We start from the raw sequence: 18,491 nt of genomic DNA on the forward strand, positions 1-18,491 counted from the left end.
CCGAGTATATTTTACTTAATGTGTGCTATTAGCGAAAAAAACACACCCACAAGCATCATAGAAAGGCCAAAAATTCTAATCTTTTGTACAGGCATAGACAAAAGCCTAGAAAAATTTTCTATCCACATCTTAGGAAAGGCAAATGGCAAAATTCCCTCAAGAACAAAAAAAAGTGCCAAAGCATGGATCAAATTATCCCAATTCATATAAAAAACCTACTTATCAGTACGTAAAGAATGCTGAGAGGAAATATACTTGAGCAAATCAATACTAGGATCTAGCACCAAAACATCTGATTTATCATTAAAAGAGTCTTGATAAATAAGCATGCTCTTATAGAATCGAAAAAACGAAGGATCACTCTTAAAGGACTTAGCATAAATATCAGCAGCCATGGCATCACCACTACCTTGAATTTCTGCTGCTTTTCTGTAGGCATCTGCCAAAACAATAAGCCGCTCCTTATCAGCAGATGCACGTATACTTTCAGCCTCACCAAAACCCTGAGCTCTTAACTGACCAGCAACGCGTTCACGTTCGGCTCTCATACGACGAAAAACAGAATCGCTAACTTCAGGAGGAAAATCGACCCTACGCAACCTAACATCAACAATTTTAACACCAAACTGACGCGCATCAGCATCAGCACTCTTGTTAACACGCTGCATTATATCGTCACGCTGACCAGAGATAACATCATGTACAGGAAACTTACCAACCTCTTCACGTAAGGCAGAATTAGTAGTTTGGGTTAAACGAAGTTCAGCAAAAGATAAATTACCAGACATGGTTGTAAGGAACAATTTTGGATCAACGATACGCCACCTCAAAAACGAATCAATGTTAATATTTTTCTTCTCGGAGGTAATGAAGCGCTCCGAGTTCTGGGAGTCTAGAACCTGTATACGCTTATCAAAAAACCTAACATTCTCAACAAAGGGAACTTTAAAATGCAAACCGGGATCCAAAACAACTCTCTTTATCTTCCCAAATTGCAAAACTACCGCCATCTCCCTCTCATCAAGTGTAAACACAGCAAAGCTTGATATAAATATTACTAAAAACACATAAATGCCCACAAAACGAGAATTCATTTAACGCCCTCCCCGTTCGCGAGTACCCAAAAGAGAAGACATGGGATCACCTTGTTTATGATAGGTTAGGTCTTCTTTAGAAGAATCTGTACGCGATGCAGAAGAAACAGGCTTAGGGGGAGTAGAGGGCGTAGTTTCATCTACGCTTGGCAAAGAGGAATTAACCTTAGGAGACATAATCTTATCAAGTGGCAAATAGAACACATTCTGGTTAGAATGAGAACTTATGTACAACTTAGAGGAATTTTTCAATATTTTTTCCATGGAATCCAAGTAAATACGATCCTCCGTTATTTTGGGATTCCTCCTATATGCTTCTAGAATCTGGCTAAATCGGCTAGAATCTCCCTTTGCCATACTTACTACCCTTTGCTTGTAGCCTTCAGCCATTTGGATTATTCGAGACGCATCACCCTTGGCCCTGGGAATTACAGAATTGGCATAGGTTTGACCTTCATTCTTTTGCCTTTCCTTATCCTGCACTGCCTTCACAGCATCGCTAAAAGCGTCCTGCACTTGTTCTGGAGGTTGAGCATTTTGTAAATTAACCTTTATAATCTGAATTCCTGTCCCATATCTATCCAGAATACTTTGTATAAGAGATTGACAAAGATCAGAAATATCAGCTCTTCCTCCATAGAGGACATAATCCATGACGTGCCTTCCAACAACTTCCCTCATTGCCGACTCTGAGGCCTTCCTAACCCATTCATCAGGAGTGGAACTGTTGTTAAAGGCAAACTTTCTAACATCACGCACGCTGTACTGAACAGAAAATTGGATATTAACAATGTTCTCATCATCAGTAAGCATTGTAGCTTCTTCTTTGTCTAAATTATCAGGCGTGTCATGATATCCAAGCTGAACAGTCCTAACATTTGTTACTTCATAAACCTCGCGACTCTCGATGGGAAACGGCCAATGCCAATGTAACCCAGGACCAAGAGTTTGAGTATACTTACCAAAACGCAACTCTACGGCCTGCTGACTAGCGCCTACAATGTATAAACCACTCAACAACCAAATAACAATAATTAATACAAAAACAACAACGAAGGTAAAGGGAAAACCACCTTCAGAAGGAGACGGGGGTTGGCGATTATCGTTAAAATTGTACTTCTTGGTGGGAGTTTTTACTCCAAATAAAGACTTCAGTTTATTAAGAAAATCCTGCCAAACCTGCTCTAAGTCAGGAGGAGTTTGCTGATTAAAAATAATGTTCAGCAAAAAGCGCACACCCTGCACAAATTTCATAGAAACTTTCTCTTAGTTTTTAGAAAAACACAAAAAGTATACCAAAATGGCAAAATATCTAAGGGAACAACGTACTAACATCTGAGGATAAATTAATACGCATGCACAGGAGCAAGATTTTCAAATCGCGTAATATCCCCAGAAAAATGGAGCCTAACAGTACCAACAGGTCCATTACGTTGTTTGCCTATGATAACTTCACATACTCCCTTTTCACGCGAATCTCGATTGTAGTACTCATCACGATATAACATAAGAATAAGATCAGCATCTTGCTCTATTGCCCCAGACTCTCTAAGGTCATTCATTTGAGGTCTCTTGTCACCACGTTCTTCCACACGACGAGACAATTGCGATAAGGCTATTACAGGACAATTTACTTCCTTAGCCAAAGACTTAATAGAACGAGAAATCTCCGAAACCGCGTTTGCACGCGTATCACTGTGATTACCAACAGACGACATCAGCTGCAAGTAATCAATAATAACAAGTCCCAACTTTCCCCCATAGTGTCGATGAAGGCGCCTAACTCTAGCCCTAACTTCATAAGAATTAAGAGAAGCCGACTCATCTATATATATAGGAGCCTCCTTCAAAAGTCCAAAAGAGGTAATAAGACGTTCCCATTCATCATTACTAAGTTGGGCATTTCTCACTTTGCGCTGATTTAAGCGACTCATAGAAGAAATCATTCGCATAGCAAGCTGTGTACTGGACATTTCCATACTAAATATACCAACAGGTAACATTTGCTGCACAGCAATATATTCTGCAATATTCAAAGAAAAAGCCGTCTTCCCCATGGAAGGCCTTCCAGCAATAACAATCAAATCTCCAGGCTGAAAACCGGAGGTCATATCGTCGAGGTCTACATAACCCGAAGGAACCCCTGTTATATTGGAGGGACCTGATTCCTGAATTTCCTGCAATCGCTCCATCACATCATCAAGAACAACCTGAATGTCAGAAAAACCAGTAATGCTCTTACCACCCCTCTCAGCGATGCCAAAAATCTTACGCTCAGACTCATCAAGAATATCACTAGATGAGCGACCACTAGGATGAAAAGCCAACTCAGCAATTTCATTAGATAAAGTAATTAGCCTCCGCAAAATTGCTCGATCACGAACAATCTCTGAGTAATGACGTATATTCGCAGCAGAAGGAGTATTCTTAACAATTGCAGCTAAATAAGCCATTCCCCCGACAAGATCCAATTGAGAACTATTTTCTAGAGACTCTGACAATGTAACTACATCTATAGGTAGAGAAACATCTACCATCTTCATGATATGAGAAAATATTATTCTATGATCATTTCTGTAAAAATCATTATCCGTAATAACATCAACTACCTTATCCCAAACAGAGCTGTCTAGCATCAACCCGCCCAACACCGCTTGCTCTGCATCTATTGAGTGTGGAGGAACCCTTAGTAAATTAGTTTCATTAGGAGACATTGACTGCCCTGTACTTATTAATTCGATCACGCATAAACAAAGCAACACTAGCAGGTGTTGCTTTTGAGTCTTTAAAAAAACTCATATCTTTAAAAAAATAAGACGGATAGCTTATGGAACGAGAAATCGCCACTAAAACTTTATTCCCCCCGGTTGCTTCAATGAGCTTCTCTAAAGACGCACCTTGAACACCGCAGCCCGGAGCCAAAAACCACAAATGAGGATAACTAAGGCGAATCTCAGAAATAGCATCAGGATATGTTGCACCTACGACCAACCCACAATTATTATATTTTGAACAAAACTTAGATACCAAGCCAGCAACTCTCATATATACATTGCAACCATCGTAAAGCGTACACTCTTGTAAATCAGAAGAACCCAAATTTGATGTTTTACATAGAACAAACACTCCCCTATCACCACTTTCTTGATAAGAGGAAAAGGGAAGTACAGCATCCGCACCTAAGTATGGATTCACAGTCGCAGCATCAGCAGAGTAGCGCTCAAAACACTCTTTAGCATAGCACTCCGAAGTAAATGGCACATCACCACGCTTTGCATCCAAAATTACAATGATATCAGGATAATGAAGATGTATAAAATCCACCAACCGCCTCACTTCATCTTCAAAACCGTAAGCAGCAAAGCGCGCAACTTGAATCTTAAAAGCACACACGAAAGGGGCGGTTTGTATAACCAAATCCTTACAGAAGGAAAACAGAGAAGAGCCATCAAAATCACTGAGGCCCATATAACGGGGATCAGGGTCAATACCAACACACAAGAGCGACGAAACACGCAACTGGTAGGACTCCAAACGCTCCAAAAAAGGAGCTCTAACAGGCTCCATCTCAACACCAAAAGAATAAAAATCCCAATCTATAAAACATCAAGAGGTTTCACCCAAAACAGAAACAGTTACAGAAAAAGAAACATCTGGGTGAACCGATATAACGACATCGTGATCGCCTACCGATTTTATAGGTTGAGGAAGACAAATCGACCGCTTTTCAAGTGAGAAACCATTCTCATTAAGGTGACGTAAGATATCAGCAACACCGACAGAACCAAATAGCCTGCCATCAACCCCAGATTTCTGCGTAATTTGAACTGTCAATCCAGACATTTTCCTTGAAAGCTCTTGAGCCGCCGTCAACTTACTACGCTGTATCTCTTCAAGTTCTCTACGATGAAGCTCAAATTCTCTTTTGCTTTGCTCCGTAGCACGTTTTACCTTACCCTTGGGAAGCAAAAAATTACGGGCGTAACCCGCCTTTACAGAAACAACATCACCCAACTTGCCAACCGAAGGAACATTCTCAAGCAAAATAACTTCCACAACCGACCTTGTCACACTAGGACCCTTCCTCATTAATTCCAATAAATTCACTTGCCCTACTTATGAGCATCCGTATACGGCAACAAAGCCAGAAACCTAGCTCTTTTTATAGCAGTAGTAAGTTGACGTTGATAAGAAGCACTCGTACCAGTCAAGCGTGCTGGAATAATCTTACCAGTTTCAGTAACAAAAGATGATAACAAATCAACATCCTTATAATCGATCTCTTTAACATTCTCTGAAGTAAAACGACAAAACTTACGCCTTCTAAAAGACACTCCTCTAGAAGAATCACGGCGCTTAGATTTGGTAGCTTTCTTTGCCGCACTCTCCCGAGCAGAGGAAGTTAACTGAGTAGCCATAAAAACACTATTCCTTATCACAGAAAAACCAAAAAGAATTCACATGGAGAACCGGAGACCTATATATCCCATGCGCACCCCAAAACCCTTCCAATATAACCCCCTTCCCAATGCAAGAGGGAGTAACTTTTTTATCAAAATCACCACCAACTACCACAAAGCGCACATCAACACTCACCGCCAAAAGAGACTCACATTCTGACTTGGAGGAGGTATGGCGCAAGGTACCCTCAACAACAGAAATGCCAGCAGGAGTATAGCGAGGGACAAACAACTCACACAACACACCTGATAAATAAACAAAATTAACCTGGGTAAAATGAGCATAAAACACAACACCCCCCAAGCTACACGGAAGCACTCGCTTCAGAAGACTCCTTAGCTGGAACAGGATCATCCAACCCAGCAACCTTCAGGAGAGAACGAGACTTCTCTTCCTTCATAATCGGAGAAGGGGAGGAAATTTCCTCATTGCGGCGCACGATAAGGTGCCTCAAAATAGCATCATTGAATCGAAAAGCGTGCTCCAGCTCGGTAAGAGAATCCTGTGAACATAGAGCATTCATCAGGACGTAGTGTGCTTTATGAATTTTTTCAATAGGGTACGAGAGCTGCCTACGTCCCCAATCTTCGAGACGAGACACAGAACCACCCTTACTAAGAATCATATTCATATAGCGATCGACCATTGCTTGAACCTGCTCGCTTTGATCGGGATGTATAATAAGAACTATTTCATAATAACGCATGCAAATAAACTCCTCACGGAAAAGTCCCCCCCTATAGGGTCTACAATCCGACACAGGGAGACAAGGAGACAAGGACAGTGGATATTCTAGCCATATTAAATAATATTGCAATCAGTAAAGTATAGATAAGTAAAAAGCTATGTATAGTGCAAACTACATAAAGTGGCGATTTTCATTTTTTTACAACAAAAAAGATGCTTGATACAAATAACACATTTAGCCCCGAAAAGGCACGTGCACATTGAAAAGTTGGATATAGAAAAGTGATTAATGACATACATAATGGATATTACTCCGTTGAATTTTGGCAAAGCATAAATACCATAGCCATAGTAGTCCAAAATTAGTTGGTAAACAGGAAGGATACTCACCATGGATGAGAATTGCGTCCGTATAGAACATGACAGTCTAGGAGAGTGGCCAATACCATATAATGTCTATTGGGGAATACATACAGCTCGAGCCATAGATAACTTTCCTATAACGAGACACTATATAGGGGAAGAGCCACAGTTCGTACGGGCAATAGCAGAGGTTAAAAGGGCCGCTGCAGAGGTCAACATGGAGCTGGGACTGATAAAAAACGATATTGCGGAGGCAATAATCGAAGCCTGCATAAAAATATCCCAGAATCAATACGATGATCAATTCATCATAGACCCAATACAGGGTGGTGCTGGTACATCTACCAATATGAACGCTAATGAAATCATCGCCAATCTTGCTTTGGAAATTATGGGGCACGAAAAGGGAAGATACGACATAATACACCCTGTAGATGATGTAAATCGCTCACAAAGTACAAATGATGTTTACCCAACAAGCATAAAGATCACTTGCATTAGGATGATTGATGAGTTCTGTTTGTCGGTTAGAGAACTATGCGACTCTATAGACAAAAAGGCAACAGAACTAGCAGATGTATTAACAATTGCTCGTACCCAGCTACAGGATGCGGTACCCATAACGCTAAAGCAAGTTTTTTCTGCTCAAGCAACAATGTTAAGGCGCCTTCTATCTGGCTTTGAGTTTTGTCAGAAATCACTAGGCGACATACACTTAGGGGGGACAGCTATTGGTACAGGTATAAACACTGAGCCAAGATATGCTGAAATGGCGTGCAATAAGCTATCAGAAATAACAAAATTGAAATTATCTCAAGCATCTGATTATGTAGCGGCAACACAGGATACAGCGGTATTTGTAGGCTTCTCTAACACAATGAAGCAGTTTGCAATCACCCTCTCTAAAATTTGTAGCGATTTGCGTCTTATGTCTTCTGGACCGCAGGCCGGGTTCAGTGACATCCAGCTTCCGCCGCGAGCTGCTGGCTCTAGCGTAATGCCAGGGAAGGTTAATCCCATTATTCCAGAAGTTATAAATCAGATTTGTTTTCAAGTCATAGGAAATGACCTGACTATATCTATGGCTGCGGAAGGAGGTCAGCTGCAGCTTAATGCTTTTGAGCCAATTATGGCCAAGTGCCTCTTTGAGAGTTGTCACTACCTAACTACCGGGTGTAGAACACTTAACATATCTTGCATAAGTGGCATAATGGCAGACAGAGAAAAACTAGCGGATCGAGTTTCTAGGTCTGTTTCTCTTGCAACAGCACTATCTCCAATAATAGGTTACGAAGAAGCAGCCGGTTTGGCTAAAGCAGCCCTGGAGACTAATCGTACTATAAAAAGTTTGGCCCTTGAGAGAGCTGTGATTTCAGAAAAAGAAATAGAAGATGCTCTATCAAGCTATTCTTTAACCCATCCATCTCATCAATATCCAAGACTTGTTAAGAAGAAGAAAACAGCTAAGTAATGGATTAATTCATATAAAGCCACTGTCCTTAAGAGGTGGCTCATCTAAATAAGCAACGTGGAATATTAATCTAGAGGGTGTTGCTGTGCTTGCGTAAATCAAAAATCAATTATATACAACAAACTACCTAAATACATGGAAAATACATTTATCTTCAGACTAAAAATATAAATAGCAGTAACGTGATCTGCCCAGGGAAAACATACAAAAAAATAAGAACACAAAAATACTAATTCTTACTAATTGTTAACAATACAATCATCTAAGCACATTATAATAAATTATAGTCCCCAGTTAATTATATCCATACTTTTTGATAAATATAAGTTGTTGCTATAATCATTTTAAATAAGTACATTTGCATTAATGATGATTATATTATTTATAAACAAGCAACAAATGTAACAAGAAAGGAAAGTACGTGAACCCTATACATTCCAAACTGATGTCACCATCTTCATATTGTGAGCAACCAATAAAAAGTTCTAACGACAAGTATGAAAATGAATCAATTACTAATTGTATTGGAAGTATTAATGCTGAATGCAGTTCAAAATATACACCAGTGCTAGAAAGTAGCAGCAACACAGATACTACTGATAATTATAATTCATCACTCCTTACAGATACATCTACATTATTAACTAGATCCCCAATAGGAACTACCGCATCTAATCCTGCATTAGCAAAAAAACATATTAATATAAGAAGTTTTCGTGAGAGTAGAAATATAAGAACACCGACTAGTGAGTGTTCAGAAGTAAATGTTTCAAAAATAGCGAAAATATTTGATACTGGAGTACTAAAATTATAAAATACACTAACATTACCTGATAATGTACAACTTATGAGATAGAAACAACTAAAATAATAGTGCAATATTAATACCAAGTAACAATTGATGGGTTAATACATTCTTAGCCCTATAATAACAGGTCGTGCTTACACATAATGTAATCACGATCTTAATCTTATAGTGACTTTAAATTTTTTATTTACTTGTTATAAATATTTATTGAGTTGTTTTAAACTTTTATGAATTTTGATGTTTCTATCTCTCATAAAAAAATATTCATCAAAATTTTAAGTTCACTGAACAAATAAAAAATTTTCCTAATCATATAATTATGACAATTAAATAATATTATTTATTACTTAAATCACATTTATTATGTTAAAACATTCCTACTACAAACAATAAATAAATGAGTGAATAGGAAAGAACGTTAGATAAATATGATATAAATCTATAGACATTTAAAGGAAAAAAATGACGTACCATATATTATTGAAAATAGTAAGTATTGTATTTTTATATAAAATTATCATATGTGGCACTAAATATGAGTAAACTAATCAATAAAAGTATAAAATTTAGCGATGTAAGTTTACTTTTTTTATGTGACTCCTAATTATTAAAATAAAGAGGCAAATTTTGTTTTCACTTTTAATATTAATTGAGACATTAATATCTAAATGTAGGTACTTTATTGGGGAAGAAAATATAAATGCTATATGACATATGTAAGACTATGGTAAGTATGTTTCCATAACAGCAAATACGAAGAAACAGCTGCATCTAGTATTTTATCTCTCAGTTTATTCTTGTCAATAACAGTTAATCTATCAAGTAATAAAGAGAATTTCATGAGTCTGAAAAAGCAGTAAAATTTAAAGGAATCATTGTAAGATGAAGCTCGAATTGTGAGATTCTGCACAAACACACAGATAAATAGGTAATTATGAAATTAGTTCAAATAAAAAACCGCTAATATTAATAGCGCACACAACAAATTTATAAACTACGTTATACATAAATAAGTAATGTAAAGATATACTTATTAGATTAGCAATAGATTATAATCGCCCACAAAACATGTTGTTTATCAATAACATGTCCATAGACAAAAATCTATCTAGTGTAGGTATATAAGAAGACGGATATTTAAAAAGTATTATAAATTATTTTGTACTAAAAAGTATTAGTTGTTATACTTTATTTGTTATCGTCTAAAGTTAACTTAACTTGAGTGTAATATATGATTACAACATCAGCTTCAAGTTCCTTATCTAATATTGATTCTGGCAGTGTTCCAGATGAAAATAATAGTTCATTAATCCAAGTGGAGCATAGTAGTACCTCAGAATCGGAACAAAATTGTACTTACGTTAGTGCACAACCATGCCAATACTACTATATGCTGCCAGAGCAGCAATTAAGTACACATATACCTATACAACAAATGACTAATACCTACCAAGAACCAATACCACATCAAAGTCAAGCTCACGCAACGTACTATACAGCACCAAATAACATGTATGCATATCAATTCTCTTCACATCAATTACAACAAAATAGAACTATAAATTCTAATTTCCATAGCATATATACATGTCCAGAAAGATATAATGCTCTAATAGCACCAATGGGCAGTCAGCATTATGCGCAGCAATATTTTCCTAACCCAATGGAACATTCTCAACAAACAACTTACTTTCCTCCAGGAGTACCTCGTGAATACACTTCTGCTGAATCCTATCCTGTTAACAGATGTTTATATCCATACCATGGAAATTTTTATGGATGCTATGGCAACAATCAATATCCAGCGCAACAATACAATCCTACTATAACAACACATGGGTACAATTATCCTTTGAATGAAATATGCCAACAAGGACAAGAATTAGAACAACCTCATTCTTTTATTATATCTCAGGATATGCATACAATAAATACAACCTCAATGCCAACAACATCAGGAAATCAGCAAATTTATTCCAATATTCCCGCTACTCTCACAAATTATCCCACACCAAATGTACAATATATTTCCGATAAATATGATAATCATTCTAACTCTAATAAAATGGAATCATTGTATAGACAACAAATAGATGAAGGGCACTTTAAGAGCGCAGATAGTACAGAAGTTACTATAGAAATTAAGAGAAGTATTGAACGACTACAACATCAAGTAGATTTTCTATGCAGCAAAGTACAATCAGGAAATTTATGTGAACACAATACTTACCATTTAGGCAATACTAAAGTAAAGATCAGTAAAAGTACTGGAACGGATGTAACTAATATTAGCAGCAACAAAGGAGCATCTGAAGATGCTACCTTAGATTTTCATGCAGAGTCATCTACATGTAATTTTATGCCATCAATTATATCTTTACTGTCATGGGAAGGTGGAATATACTCTGACGCCCTAAAATCTACAGATATTAATTGTAGTAATTTTGTTAGCAATATTATCAAGCTCAATGAAAATATTAATATTGAGCGTGTTGATATAGAGAAAAATGGCATAATAATTTCTCACTACGTAAAGCAATGCCTCTTCCATCTAGTTTTAAAAGATATATACAAACTTGAAAAAAGATACCCAATTATACTTGAACCCAATGATACATTGGAAAAATTAAAGGGAAAAGCCCTATCAAATGATAGACTTTTTCATGAATTATCTAATATATGCTCAGCAATAGATAATACAATAACCACAACAGCTATAGATGAGTTGTTAAAATCCTTCCCAGAAGGAAGGATCTGTATTTTCGATTGCGACAATAAATTTTCATACATTGAACTTTCAAAAAAAGGTGAAAATGGGGAACTTGTTGGAACTGAAGCATTTGATAATCTTATAAATCTTGTTAAAGAAAACATTATCTCCCTTCCCGATGAAATTACTAGATTCATAACATCTTCAAAAACGGCTTTCATAAAAAATGGATTTTTGGGAAAAATCAATAACTTAACATTGCAGAGAAAATCTCTAGAGTCAATCAGGAGGGTTGCAAACGAAATTTGGGAGAATATTAGCTTCGACGCTGCCATAATGAAATTTTACAGAATTATATATCGCACCCAACAAACTAGCATAGCTATCATGTCAAAAATAATTGAGGGAGAATTTTCTCCTCCCGAAGGATGCACTATCAGCCAATATATAATTAATATAGTAAATAGCTTTAAACAAACGATATCAAATGGCATTTCACTTTCATCAGTTTTTTACGATGAAACAAAAAAAAGTATGGTATGTATTAACCAATCTGATTTAGATGCGCATTGTAAAACAATAATAAACTATCTTTCATCTGAGTTTACTTCCTCATACAAAAACATATTACTAAACAAATCTATATCTAATTTAGAAATGAGGTCGAGCAAGAAAAAATTGGAATGTGCAAGACTATCCTTAAATATTGCCCATAATGGTTTATACTGCACCACTATAAATTATTCTGACTTTTCTGATCAATTATTAGAAAGTATTGCTCATTATGAGCTACATGAAATAATAAATGAACATGATATAACTAAACTTGATTTATCTAACTTCTACAAAAATTTTATGGAAACATTGCTAGCAACTATGCTTCCTAGAATATCTGTTCTTGAGGAAGAACTAGCTTCGTTTATAATTAAAAATGATTTATCACTAGAAGATATTAAGATATTATTTTTATCTGACAAAAGTCATTTTAATAAATTCAAAAAATTTTGCAAAGATGAGTTAGAGCATGCCTCGCAGTACAATAATATTGAATCATATCTGGTAGTAAAACACTTTAATTTGTATAAAAAAGATGGAACAGGTATACCGATAAATATGGAAGACGGTGACAATAGAGCGCTCTTTTCTTTATCCTCTAATGTAAAACTAATAAAAAATGTCATATCTAGTCTTCCTAGTATAGTTATGTCAACTATCAAAAATAATGATACTAAGTTAATTGAAAATGCATTTTTTGATTATTTTCATAAAATACTGATAAGTAAGTCATCATTAAATAAGTTTAATGATATTATTAACAATGCAGTAACAGAAGTAAGCATTAATTCTTCACTGAAAAAAGCGGCCTCTGGAACAGCAGATCTAATTAATAGATTTGTAGATATTAGTGACACTGATAAATTAGAACAGTACCCTGTACGATTAATGGATGAGTTTTTAGTATCTTCACTGGAAGCTAAAACTCACGTAAGAAATATCGTTGAACGGTTCAGAGATAAAATAGACAAAGCAGTAAAGTATGCAATTATTTTGACTAATGGAAAAACCTCTTCTCCATCAAGAGAGGAAATATACATATTAAATTCACATCTAATAAATGACACGTATAAAGCCTGTATCAGCTCATATAGAGGAAGTTGTGTCGAAGAATATAAGAGCATTGCTGACTAAATAATACTGATTGTCATCTGCTAAAAAAACTCCACAAAAATTTCTTATTTAATTAAAATAATTGCAAATTTATGACTATTAGTTGGTCATATTAGTTACAGTTAACACAGAAATTGTTAAAACATTCATATCTATAATAATGCATATAGCGTAAATATATGCTTAATGCGTAATACTTACTTATCATAAATAGCCCACAGATTAGAGAAACGCGTATGATTAATAATTGTTCTACGAATGAGTCCACCCTAAGCAACAGAAAACATCAATACTATGGTTCAATGGACCATGAAGATGCTACCTGTAGTACATCAACTAATATTAGTACTTCTAGTGAAATTTCTATTTATAATTTTTCTCAATATGAAAACTTATCACCTGAAGAGGTATCTCCCCTTTTGCCCAAAAATGGAAATAAGTCTCTCTCCAGTACTCCTTTACAGGAGCCGTCTTTTCTGGATGCCGAAATAGAAGATAAGTCGTGTCAAGTCCCAAAGAGTGTGTATACTTTATTTAACACCTTAATGGTAAGCTCTTTAACATTCCTTTCAATTGTTGGGCTACTAGGTGTAAGATGCCAGAATTTTCGTAGTGGACTACATGCCTGTGGTATACCTCCAGAAAATGCAAATCAGACTGAAAATTTCATTATTAATAATGACAATGACACTAGTTACTGCCGTGATATGAAATTAAGGCAAAATGAATGTCGGGCTTTGTCAAAACACCTCCCCAAATTGGGCGGTAATGATTTTGAATATACACTTACTTTGGTTATATCGTCATCATTATTGCTAGTATTTTTGTCAGCAATACTCGTATCTGCCTCTTTCAAAACGGATAATGAATATTCACCATCCTCAAATTCTGCTGACAATAAACTTGGATTAGGCGAAAAAAGGGCATGTGAGCTAGAAGAAGTGGGGGTATGTGAACTAAAAGAAACAGAAAATTGAAAAATAAGCAATACCTTCTCTTTATCTATCGACCGTTATCTATTATCCTGTATCGGTTGCCCGTGTATCATGGCGTGCTCTCTCCGTAAACAATTATAGGTACAGTTCTAGATGATATTATTACGAAAATTGTCCAACCCCAATGGCTTATTGTGTGCTGCATTTTTTTCAATTTATTCCTCAATGTGTATGGGAGACTCTAGCACTCTAGACACCATTACTAGTACAAATACCTTTCGTATTGGGTATAGAACATCCTCAATCCCTTTCTCTTACCTTGATGACAAGCAAAACATTGTCGGGTATAGCATGGATTTGTGTAGATCTATATCATCTGAGATACAAAAAAAACTTGGACTAAAAAATCTAAAAATAGAGTATGTGCCCATTACTTCCCAAAATAGAATCGTTTTATTACAGAGTGGAGCTATAGATATTGACTGTGGTTCTACTAGCAACCTACAGTCTCGAAGGAAACAGGCAGATTTTAGCTACAATATATTCCTTGCACATATAAAAATGATGGTAAAGGCTGGAAGTAGCATAAAAGATTTCAAGACAGTAGGAAAAAGGGCTGTTGTAATGACATCCGGGACATCGTCAGATAATGCTCTTGCTGAATTCGCAAAGAAGAACAACCTAGAATTTAACGTAATCTACGGAAAAGACCATGCTAACTCTTTCTTACTGCTAATTACTGGCAGAGCATCAGCTTTTGTTAATGATGATTCTATACTATATGGTCTAAAAGCTCGTATATGGAGTCGTTCTAAGAATTTTGTTATTCTCTCCGAATCTTTACGTACAGAGCCTTACGCTCTAATGTTCCGTAAAAATGATCCTAGATTCAAAAAAATTGTGGACGGTACTTTGGCAAAAATCATGAAATCCGGGGAGATAGTTACATTATACAGAAAGTGGTTCATGTCACCAATATCTCCTAGAGGAATCAACTTAAACATGCCACTGTATGATGACACTAGGAAAATGTTTGTAGCCCCTAACGATTTTTCTGCTAAGGGATAGGTCATCATCCATTAGAGAGAAAGTAAGGAGAAATTAATGCAGTATAACTGGGATTGGCTATTCTTCTTAAAAGTTGGCTACGATGGGCAAGTCTACGGCAAAATGATTCTTAGTGGCTTAATGTACACGATCATAGTGGCTCTATCGTCGTTTATCCTGGCTTTTGTTCTGGGAGTATCCGTTGGAGTTATAGCTACCATAAAGAATAAATTCATATCTTTAGCCGCTACTTTTTATATAAATGTTTTTCGCAATATACCGCTTTTGGTACAATTGTTTCTCTGGTTCTTTGTAATGCCTGAGTTCTTACCTATAGATACTGCTGATTATTTAAAACAAAACGTACCACCAATATTTTTTGGAATATTGGGGTTGGCGTTTTTTACTTCCAGCCGCCTTGCAGTGCAAGTAAAAGCAGGAATAGAAAGCCTTCCCAGAGGGATGCGTGAAGCTGGAAGAGCTCTTGGCATGAAGAAGTTTCAAATTTATAGATATCTACTACTTCCAGCTGCGATACGCATGATCATCCCTTCAATAACATCTGAAGCTATGAACAACATAAAGAACTCTTCTGTAACCTATGCCATAGGAGTTACTGAGTTATACTTCCAGTATAAACAACTTACGGAGAAAACTTCGCAGGTCATAGAAACAACATGTATTGTAACGATGCTGTATTTTCTTCTCAATTTCATTACTTTCTTGATTTTACAGTACGTTGAGAAGAAACTTACAATACCTGGCATCATTAGGAACGAACAAGAGGACAACACATGATTTTTCTCTCAGTTATAGCCGAAAACGCCGGGTTCCTTCTAAGTGGTCTTGCTTACAGTGTTAAAGTCTCCCTCGTAGCCACCGGATTCGGGTTGATCTTCGGAACCGTTCTTGCTTTGATGTACATTTCAAAGTTCTCTTCTCTTAGGACCTTCTCTAAGGTATATATAAACTTCTTTAGGAGTATTCCGTTAGTACAAGTAATGCTATCCTTCTATGTGATTATACCTTTTATGATTAAAATAGTGACTGGCGATTTTTTTCATGTCAGTGCCGAAAGCTCAGCTTACTATTCATCAGCTCTTTTTGAGTCTGCATACTTTAGTGAAATAATAAGAACTGGCATACAATCCATTCCCAGAGGACAGATGATGGCTGCCTATTCTCTAGGGTTTGGCTATATTGATGCTATGCGCTACATTATTCTTCCTCAGGCCTACCGTAATGTTTTTCCGGTATTAATGACCCAAGTATTTATTATTTTTCAGGATGTATCCCTGGTATATGCAATAGGAGCTATAGACTTTTTTGGGGCTGCTGATCAAATTGCGCAGCGTGAATTCATGCCTACTGAGATGTATTTATTTTCTGCTGCAGCATACTTCATTATTTGCTACAGTTTTTCCCATTTTTCTAGATATCTTGGGAAACGACTTAACATAAACCACTAGGGCAGCACACTCTATGAGTATGATATCAATACAATCTGTACGCAAACATTACGGCGACGTTCGAATACTGAAAAATTGTTCTTTAGATATACAAAAAGGAGAAGTGGTAGTAATATGCGGCCCATCTGGATCTGGCAAATCTACTTTAATAAGGTGTGTAAACGGCCTCGATCATTTTCAGTATGGAAAAATTATTGTCAATGGCACTAATTTAAAAGATCCTAGTACTGACATGGCTAAGCTACGCTCTCGCATAGGCATGGTCTTTCAAAGCTATGAACTCTTCCCGCACCTAAAGGTAATAGATAATATAACTCTAGCTCCTATAAAGGTACTTGGGTATTCTAAGGAAAAAGCACGCAAGAAGGCTGCTGAATTATTAGAGCGTGTTGGATTAAGTGCACATGCTAATAAGTACCCAGGTCAAATATCAGGTGGACAAAAACAACGTGTAGCCATCGCAAGATCTCTGGCAATGGATCCTATTGCAATGCTATTTGATGAGCCTACCTCAGCACTAGACCCAGAAATGACTAAGGAAGTACTAGGAGTGATAACTGAACTAGCCAAAGATGGAATGACTATGGTAATAGTCACTCATGAGATAGCGTTTGCCAAACAAGTAGCTAGTCGCATAGTCTTCATTGAAAGTGGTGAAATCATAGAGGACTGTCCGGTAACACAATTTTTCGAAAACAACTCTTCAGAGCGGGTACAAAAATTTCTTTCGGATATATAGGAAGTGTTGTATGAACCGGTACTACCAGGTTCACACTCCTGTTACAGTTAATTGGGCTTCAAGATGGAGTTTAAGATTATACCTTCAGCTTCATCCTTTCCTAACCAACCTGACACTTTAACCCATTTACTTTTTTCCAAATCTTTGTAATGCTCAAAGAAGTGTACCAATTCGTCTTTAATGCTAGCCGGGATATCTGATATGTCTGACATATGGGCATACATAGGAGCGCATTTGGTGGAGGGTAAAGCAAGTATTTTAATATCGTCGCCACTTTCATCTGCCATGTCTAGTGCTCCAACTGCACGACATGGTATTGCGCATCCATGTATCAATTTCACTGGACACATAACCAAAACATCTAGGGGATCACCGTCATCGGAAAGTGTTCCCGGAATGTATCCATAATCCAGTGGATATGACATAGATACGCTTAAGAACCTATCAACCTTTAGTAAACCTAAATCTTTATCAAATTCATATTTGACTGGATCAGAATGTGCTGGTATCTCTATAATGGTCGTAAAGTTGTTTGGTGCTATTTTCAAATGTGATAATGTATAGGTCATGATAATCTCCGGCTAATTACAGGCTTTAATATTGGCACAAAATTGTAAATTCTTGTCAGAAAAAATTTATAAAATCCTATGTTGGTTTTTTGTGCGTTTGATATAGAATGATAGTGTGCCTGGGTGGTGAAATTGGTAGACACAGCGGACTTAAAATCCGCCGGGACATTAAAATCCCTTGCCGGTTCAAGTCCGGCCCCGGGCACCACTAACATCTGCGATTTATTTATTATTGACATTACGCTCCAGCGAGGTGACAATATGGCTCACCGTGTGCGGGAATAGCTCAGTTGGTAGAGCGCAACCTTGCCAAGGTTGAGGTCGCGAGTTCGAGACTCGTTTCCCGCTCCATTCATTTTTGCCTAAAGATTATTATTGAGCTTGCATCGGGGCGGGGTGGCAGAGTGGTCATGCAGCGGCCTGCAAAGCCGTGTACGCCGGTTCGATTCCGACCCCCGCCTCCACACACG

At 36.9% G+C, this 18,491-nt stretch carries 18 protein-coding genes and 3 tRNA genes; 11 read left to right on the top strand and 10 right to left on the bottom strand.

Annotation, left to right across the window (positions count from 1 at the left end):
- Positions 1–11: 11 nt before the first annotated feature.
- The 9 genes from A6733_RS03445 to rpsF all read right to left on the bottom strand — a co-directional run bounded on the left by A6733_RS03445 (position 12) and on the right by rpsF (position 6,261).
- Positions 12–206, bottom strand: a complete 195-nt coding sequence (locus A6733_RS03445; RefSeq protein WP_092402721.1) for a DUF2065 domain-containing protein — start codon at positions 204–206, stop codon at positions 12–14.
- 9 nt (positions 207–215) lie between these two features.
- Complete coding sequence (hflC, locus tag A6733_RS03450) at positions 216–1,094, bottom strand: protease modulator HflC (RefSeq protein ID WP_092402719.1); 879 nt, start codon at positions 1,092–1,094, stop codon at positions 216–218.
- The gene (gene hflK, locus A6733_RS03455) at positions 1,095–2,348 is read right to left on the bottom strand and encodes an FtsH protease activity modulator HflK (protein WP_092402717.1); all 1,254 of its coding nucleotides are present in this window, start codon (positions 2,346–2,348) and stop codon (positions 1,095–1,097) included. It abuts the gene before it with no gap.
- Positions 2,349–2,440: 92 nt separating this feature from the next.
- Positions 2,441–3,808: a replicative DNA helicase gene (gene dnaB / locus A6733_RS03460; protein ID WP_092402715.1), complete on the bottom strand. Its 1,368-nt coding sequence runs from the start codon at positions 3,806–3,808 to the stop codon at positions 2,441–2,443.
- Positions 3,798–4,661 (bottom strand): orotidine-5'-phosphate decarboxylase, encoded by an 864-nt coding sequence (pyrF, locus tag A6733_RS03465; RefSeq protein WP_092411552.1) that lies wholly within the window; start codon positions 4,659–4,661, stop codon positions 3,798–3,800. Before pyrF ends, dnaB begins: the two co-directional genes overlap by 11 nt.
- A gap of 39 nt (positions 4,662–4,700) precedes the next feature.
- Positions 4,701–5,150: a 50S ribosomal protein L9 gene (gene rplI / locus A6733_RS03470; RefSeq protein WP_092402731.1), complete on the bottom strand. Its 450-nt coding sequence runs from the start codon at positions 5,148–5,150 to the stop codon at positions 4,701–4,703.
- 56 nt (positions 5,151–5,206) lie between these two features.
- Positions 5,207–5,512, bottom strand: a complete 306-nt coding sequence (gene rpsR, locus A6733_RS03475) for a 30S ribosomal protein S18 (RefSeq protein ID WP_092402711.1) — start codon at positions 5,510–5,512, stop codon at positions 5,207–5,209.
- Between the two features lie 7 nt (positions 5,513–5,519).
- Positions 5,520–5,873, bottom strand: a complete 354-nt coding sequence (locus tag A6733_RS03480) for a single stranded DNA-binding domain-containing protein (protein WP_141663446.1) — start codon at positions 5,871–5,873, stop codon at positions 5,520–5,522.
- Positions 5,860–6,261, bottom strand: a complete 402-nt coding sequence (gene rpsF, locus A6733_RS03485; protein ID WP_092402706.1) for a 30S ribosomal protein S6 — start codon at positions 6,259–6,261, stop codon at positions 5,860–5,862. Before rpsF ends, A6733_RS03480 begins: the two co-directional genes overlap by 14 nt.
- Positions 6,262–6,633: 372 nt before the next feature.
- Between rpsF and A6733_RS03490 the strand changes: the two genes are divergently transcribed.
- From A6733_RS03490 to A6733_RS03525, 8 genes are all read left to right on the top strand, one after another.
- The gene (locus tag A6733_RS03490; RefSeq protein WP_092411554.1) at positions 6,634–8,076 is read left to right on the top strand and encodes an aspartate ammonia-lyase; all 1,443 of its coding nucleotides are present in this window, start codon (positions 6,634–6,636) and stop codon (positions 8,074–8,076) included.
- A 421-nt stretch (positions 8,077–8,497) separates the two neighbouring features.
- Positions 8,498–8,890 (top strand): hypothetical protein, encoded by a 393-nt coding sequence (locus A6733_RS03495; RefSeq protein ID WP_092411555.1) that lies wholly within the window; start codon positions 8,498–8,500, stop codon positions 8,888–8,890.
- A gap of 1,225 nt (positions 8,891–10,115) precedes the next feature.
- Complete coding sequence (locus tag A6733_RS03500; RefSeq protein ID WP_092411556.1) at positions 10,116–13,283, top strand: hypothetical protein; 3,168 nt, start codon at positions 10,116–10,118, stop codon at positions 13,281–13,283.
- 215 nt (positions 13,284–13,498) lie between these two features.
- On the top strand, positions 13,499–14,239 hold the full coding sequence (locus A6733_RS03505; protein WP_092403555.1) for a hypothetical protein: 741 nt from the start codon (positions 13,499–13,501) through the stop codon (positions 14,237–14,239).
- 189 nt (positions 14,240–14,428) lie between these two features.
- On the top strand, positions 14,429–15,265 hold the full coding sequence (locus A6733_RS03510; RefSeq protein ID WP_176696142.1) for an amino acid ABC transporter substrate-binding protein: 837 nt from the start codon (positions 14,429–14,431) through the stop codon (positions 15,263–15,265).
- Between the two features lie 36 nt (positions 15,266–15,301).
- Entirely contained in the window at positions 15,302–16,042 is a 741-nt protein-coding gene (locus tag A6733_RS03515; protein WP_092411557.1) for an amino acid ABC transporter permease, read from the top strand.
- Positions 16,039–16,713, top strand: a complete 675-nt coding sequence (locus A6733_RS03520) for an amino acid ABC transporter permease (protein ID WP_092403573.1) — start codon at positions 16,039–16,041, stop codon at positions 16,711–16,713. The genes A6733_RS03515 and A6733_RS03520 overlap by 4 nt, the downstream gene beginning before the upstream one ends.
- 19 nt (positions 16,714–16,732) lie before the next feature.
- On the top strand, positions 16,733–17,452 hold the full coding sequence (locus A6733_RS03525; RefSeq protein ID WP_092403576.1) for an amino acid ABC transporter ATP-binding protein: 720 nt from the start codon (positions 16,733–16,735) through the stop codon (positions 17,450–17,452).
- 47 nt (positions 17,453–17,499) lie between these two features.
- On the opposite strand, the gene ppa is transcribed toward A6733_RS03525, so the two are convergent.
- Entirely contained in the window at positions 17,500–18,021 is a 522-nt protein-coding gene (ppa, locus tag A6733_RS03530; RefSeq protein WP_092403574.1) for an inorganic diphosphatase, read from the bottom strand.
- 117 nt (positions 18,022–18,138) lie between these two features.
- Here ppa and A6733_RS03535 point away from each other — a divergent pair.
- The 3 genes from A6733_RS03535 to A6733_RS03545 all read left to right on the top strand — a co-directional run bounded on the left by A6733_RS03535 (position 18,139) and on the right by A6733_RS03545 (position 18,485).
- Positions 18,139–18,229: transfer RNA gene (locus A6733_RS03535), tRNA-Leu, on the top strand.
- A gap of 67 nt (positions 18,230–18,296) precedes the next feature.
- A tRNA-Gly gene (locus A6733_RS03540) sits at positions 18,297–18,372 on the top strand.
- Positions 18,373–18,411: 39 nt separating this feature from the next.
- Positions 18,412–18,485: transfer RNA gene (locus A6733_RS03545), tRNA-Cys, on the top strand.
- Positions 18,486–18,491: the final 6 nt, after the last annotated feature.

The organism is Candidatus Ichthyocystis sparus (assembly GCF_900078745.1).
Lineage (GTDB): Bacteria > Pseudomonadota > Gammaproteobacteria > Burkholderiales > 2013Ark19i > Ichthyocystis > Ichthyocystis sparus.

What these genes read in the sequence shown, in the direction of transcription:
- A6733_RS03520 (WP_092403573.1), top strand. Translation starts at nt 16,039, where the DNA reads ATGATTTTTCTCTCAGTTATAGCCGAAAACGCCGGGTTCCTTCTAAGT.
- A6733_RS03490 (WP_092411554.1), top strand. Translation starts at nt 6,634, where the DNA reads ATGGATGAGAATTGCGTCCGTATAGAACATGACAGTCTAGGAGAGTGG.
- A6733_RS03525 (WP_092403576.1), top strand. Translation starts at nt 16,733, where the DNA reads ATGATATCAATACAATCTGTACGCAAACATTACGGCGACGTTCGAATA.
- A6733_RS03445 (WP_092402721.1), bottom strand. Translation starts at nt 206, where the DNA reads ATGAATTGGGATAATTTGATCCATGCTTTGGCACTTTTTTTTGTTCTT.
- rpsR (WP_092402711.1), bottom strand. Translation starts at nt 5,512, where the DNA reads ATGGCTACTCAGTTAACTTCCTCTGCTCGGGAGAGTGCGGCAAAGAAA.
- ppa (WP_092403574.1), bottom strand. Translation starts at nt 18,021, where the DNA reads ATGACCTATACATTATCACATTTGAAAATAGCACCAAACAACTTTACG.
- rpsF (WP_092402706.1), bottom strand. Translation starts at nt 6,261, where the DNA reads ATGCGTTATTATGAAATAGTTCTTATTATACATCCCGATCAAAGCGAG.
- A6733_RS03500 (WP_092411556.1), top strand. Translation starts at nt 10,116, where the DNA reads ATGATTACAACATCAGCTTCAAGTTCCTTATCTAATATTGATTCTGGC.
- A6733_RS03510 (WP_176696142.1), top strand. Translation starts at nt 14,429, where the DNA reads ATGGGAGACTCTAGCACTCTAGACACCATTACTAGTACAAATACCTTT.
- hflK (WP_092402717.1), bottom strand. Translation starts at nt 2,348, where the DNA reads ATGAAATTTGTGCAGGGTGTGCGCTTTTTGCTGAACATTATTTTTAAT.
- A6733_RS03505 (WP_092403555.1), top strand. Translation starts at nt 13,499, where the DNA reads ATGATTAATAATTGTTCTACGAATGAGTCCACCCTAAGCAACAGAAAA.
- pyrF (WP_092411552.1), bottom strand. Translation starts at nt 4,661, where the DNA reads ATGGAGCCTGTTAGAGCTCCTTTTTTGGAGCGTTTGGAGTCCTACCAG.
- hflC (WP_092402719.1), bottom strand. Translation starts at nt 1,094, where the DNA reads ATGAATTCTCGTTTTGTGGGCATTTATGTGTTTTTAGTAATATTTATA.
- dnaB (WP_092402715.1), bottom strand. Translation starts at nt 3,808, where the DNA reads ATGTCTCCTAATGAAACTAATTTACTAAGGGTTCCTCCACACTCAATA.
- A6733_RS03515 (WP_092411557.1), top strand. Translation starts at nt 15,302, where the DNA reads ATGCAGTATAACTGGGATTGGCTATTCTTCTTAAAAGTTGGCTACGAT.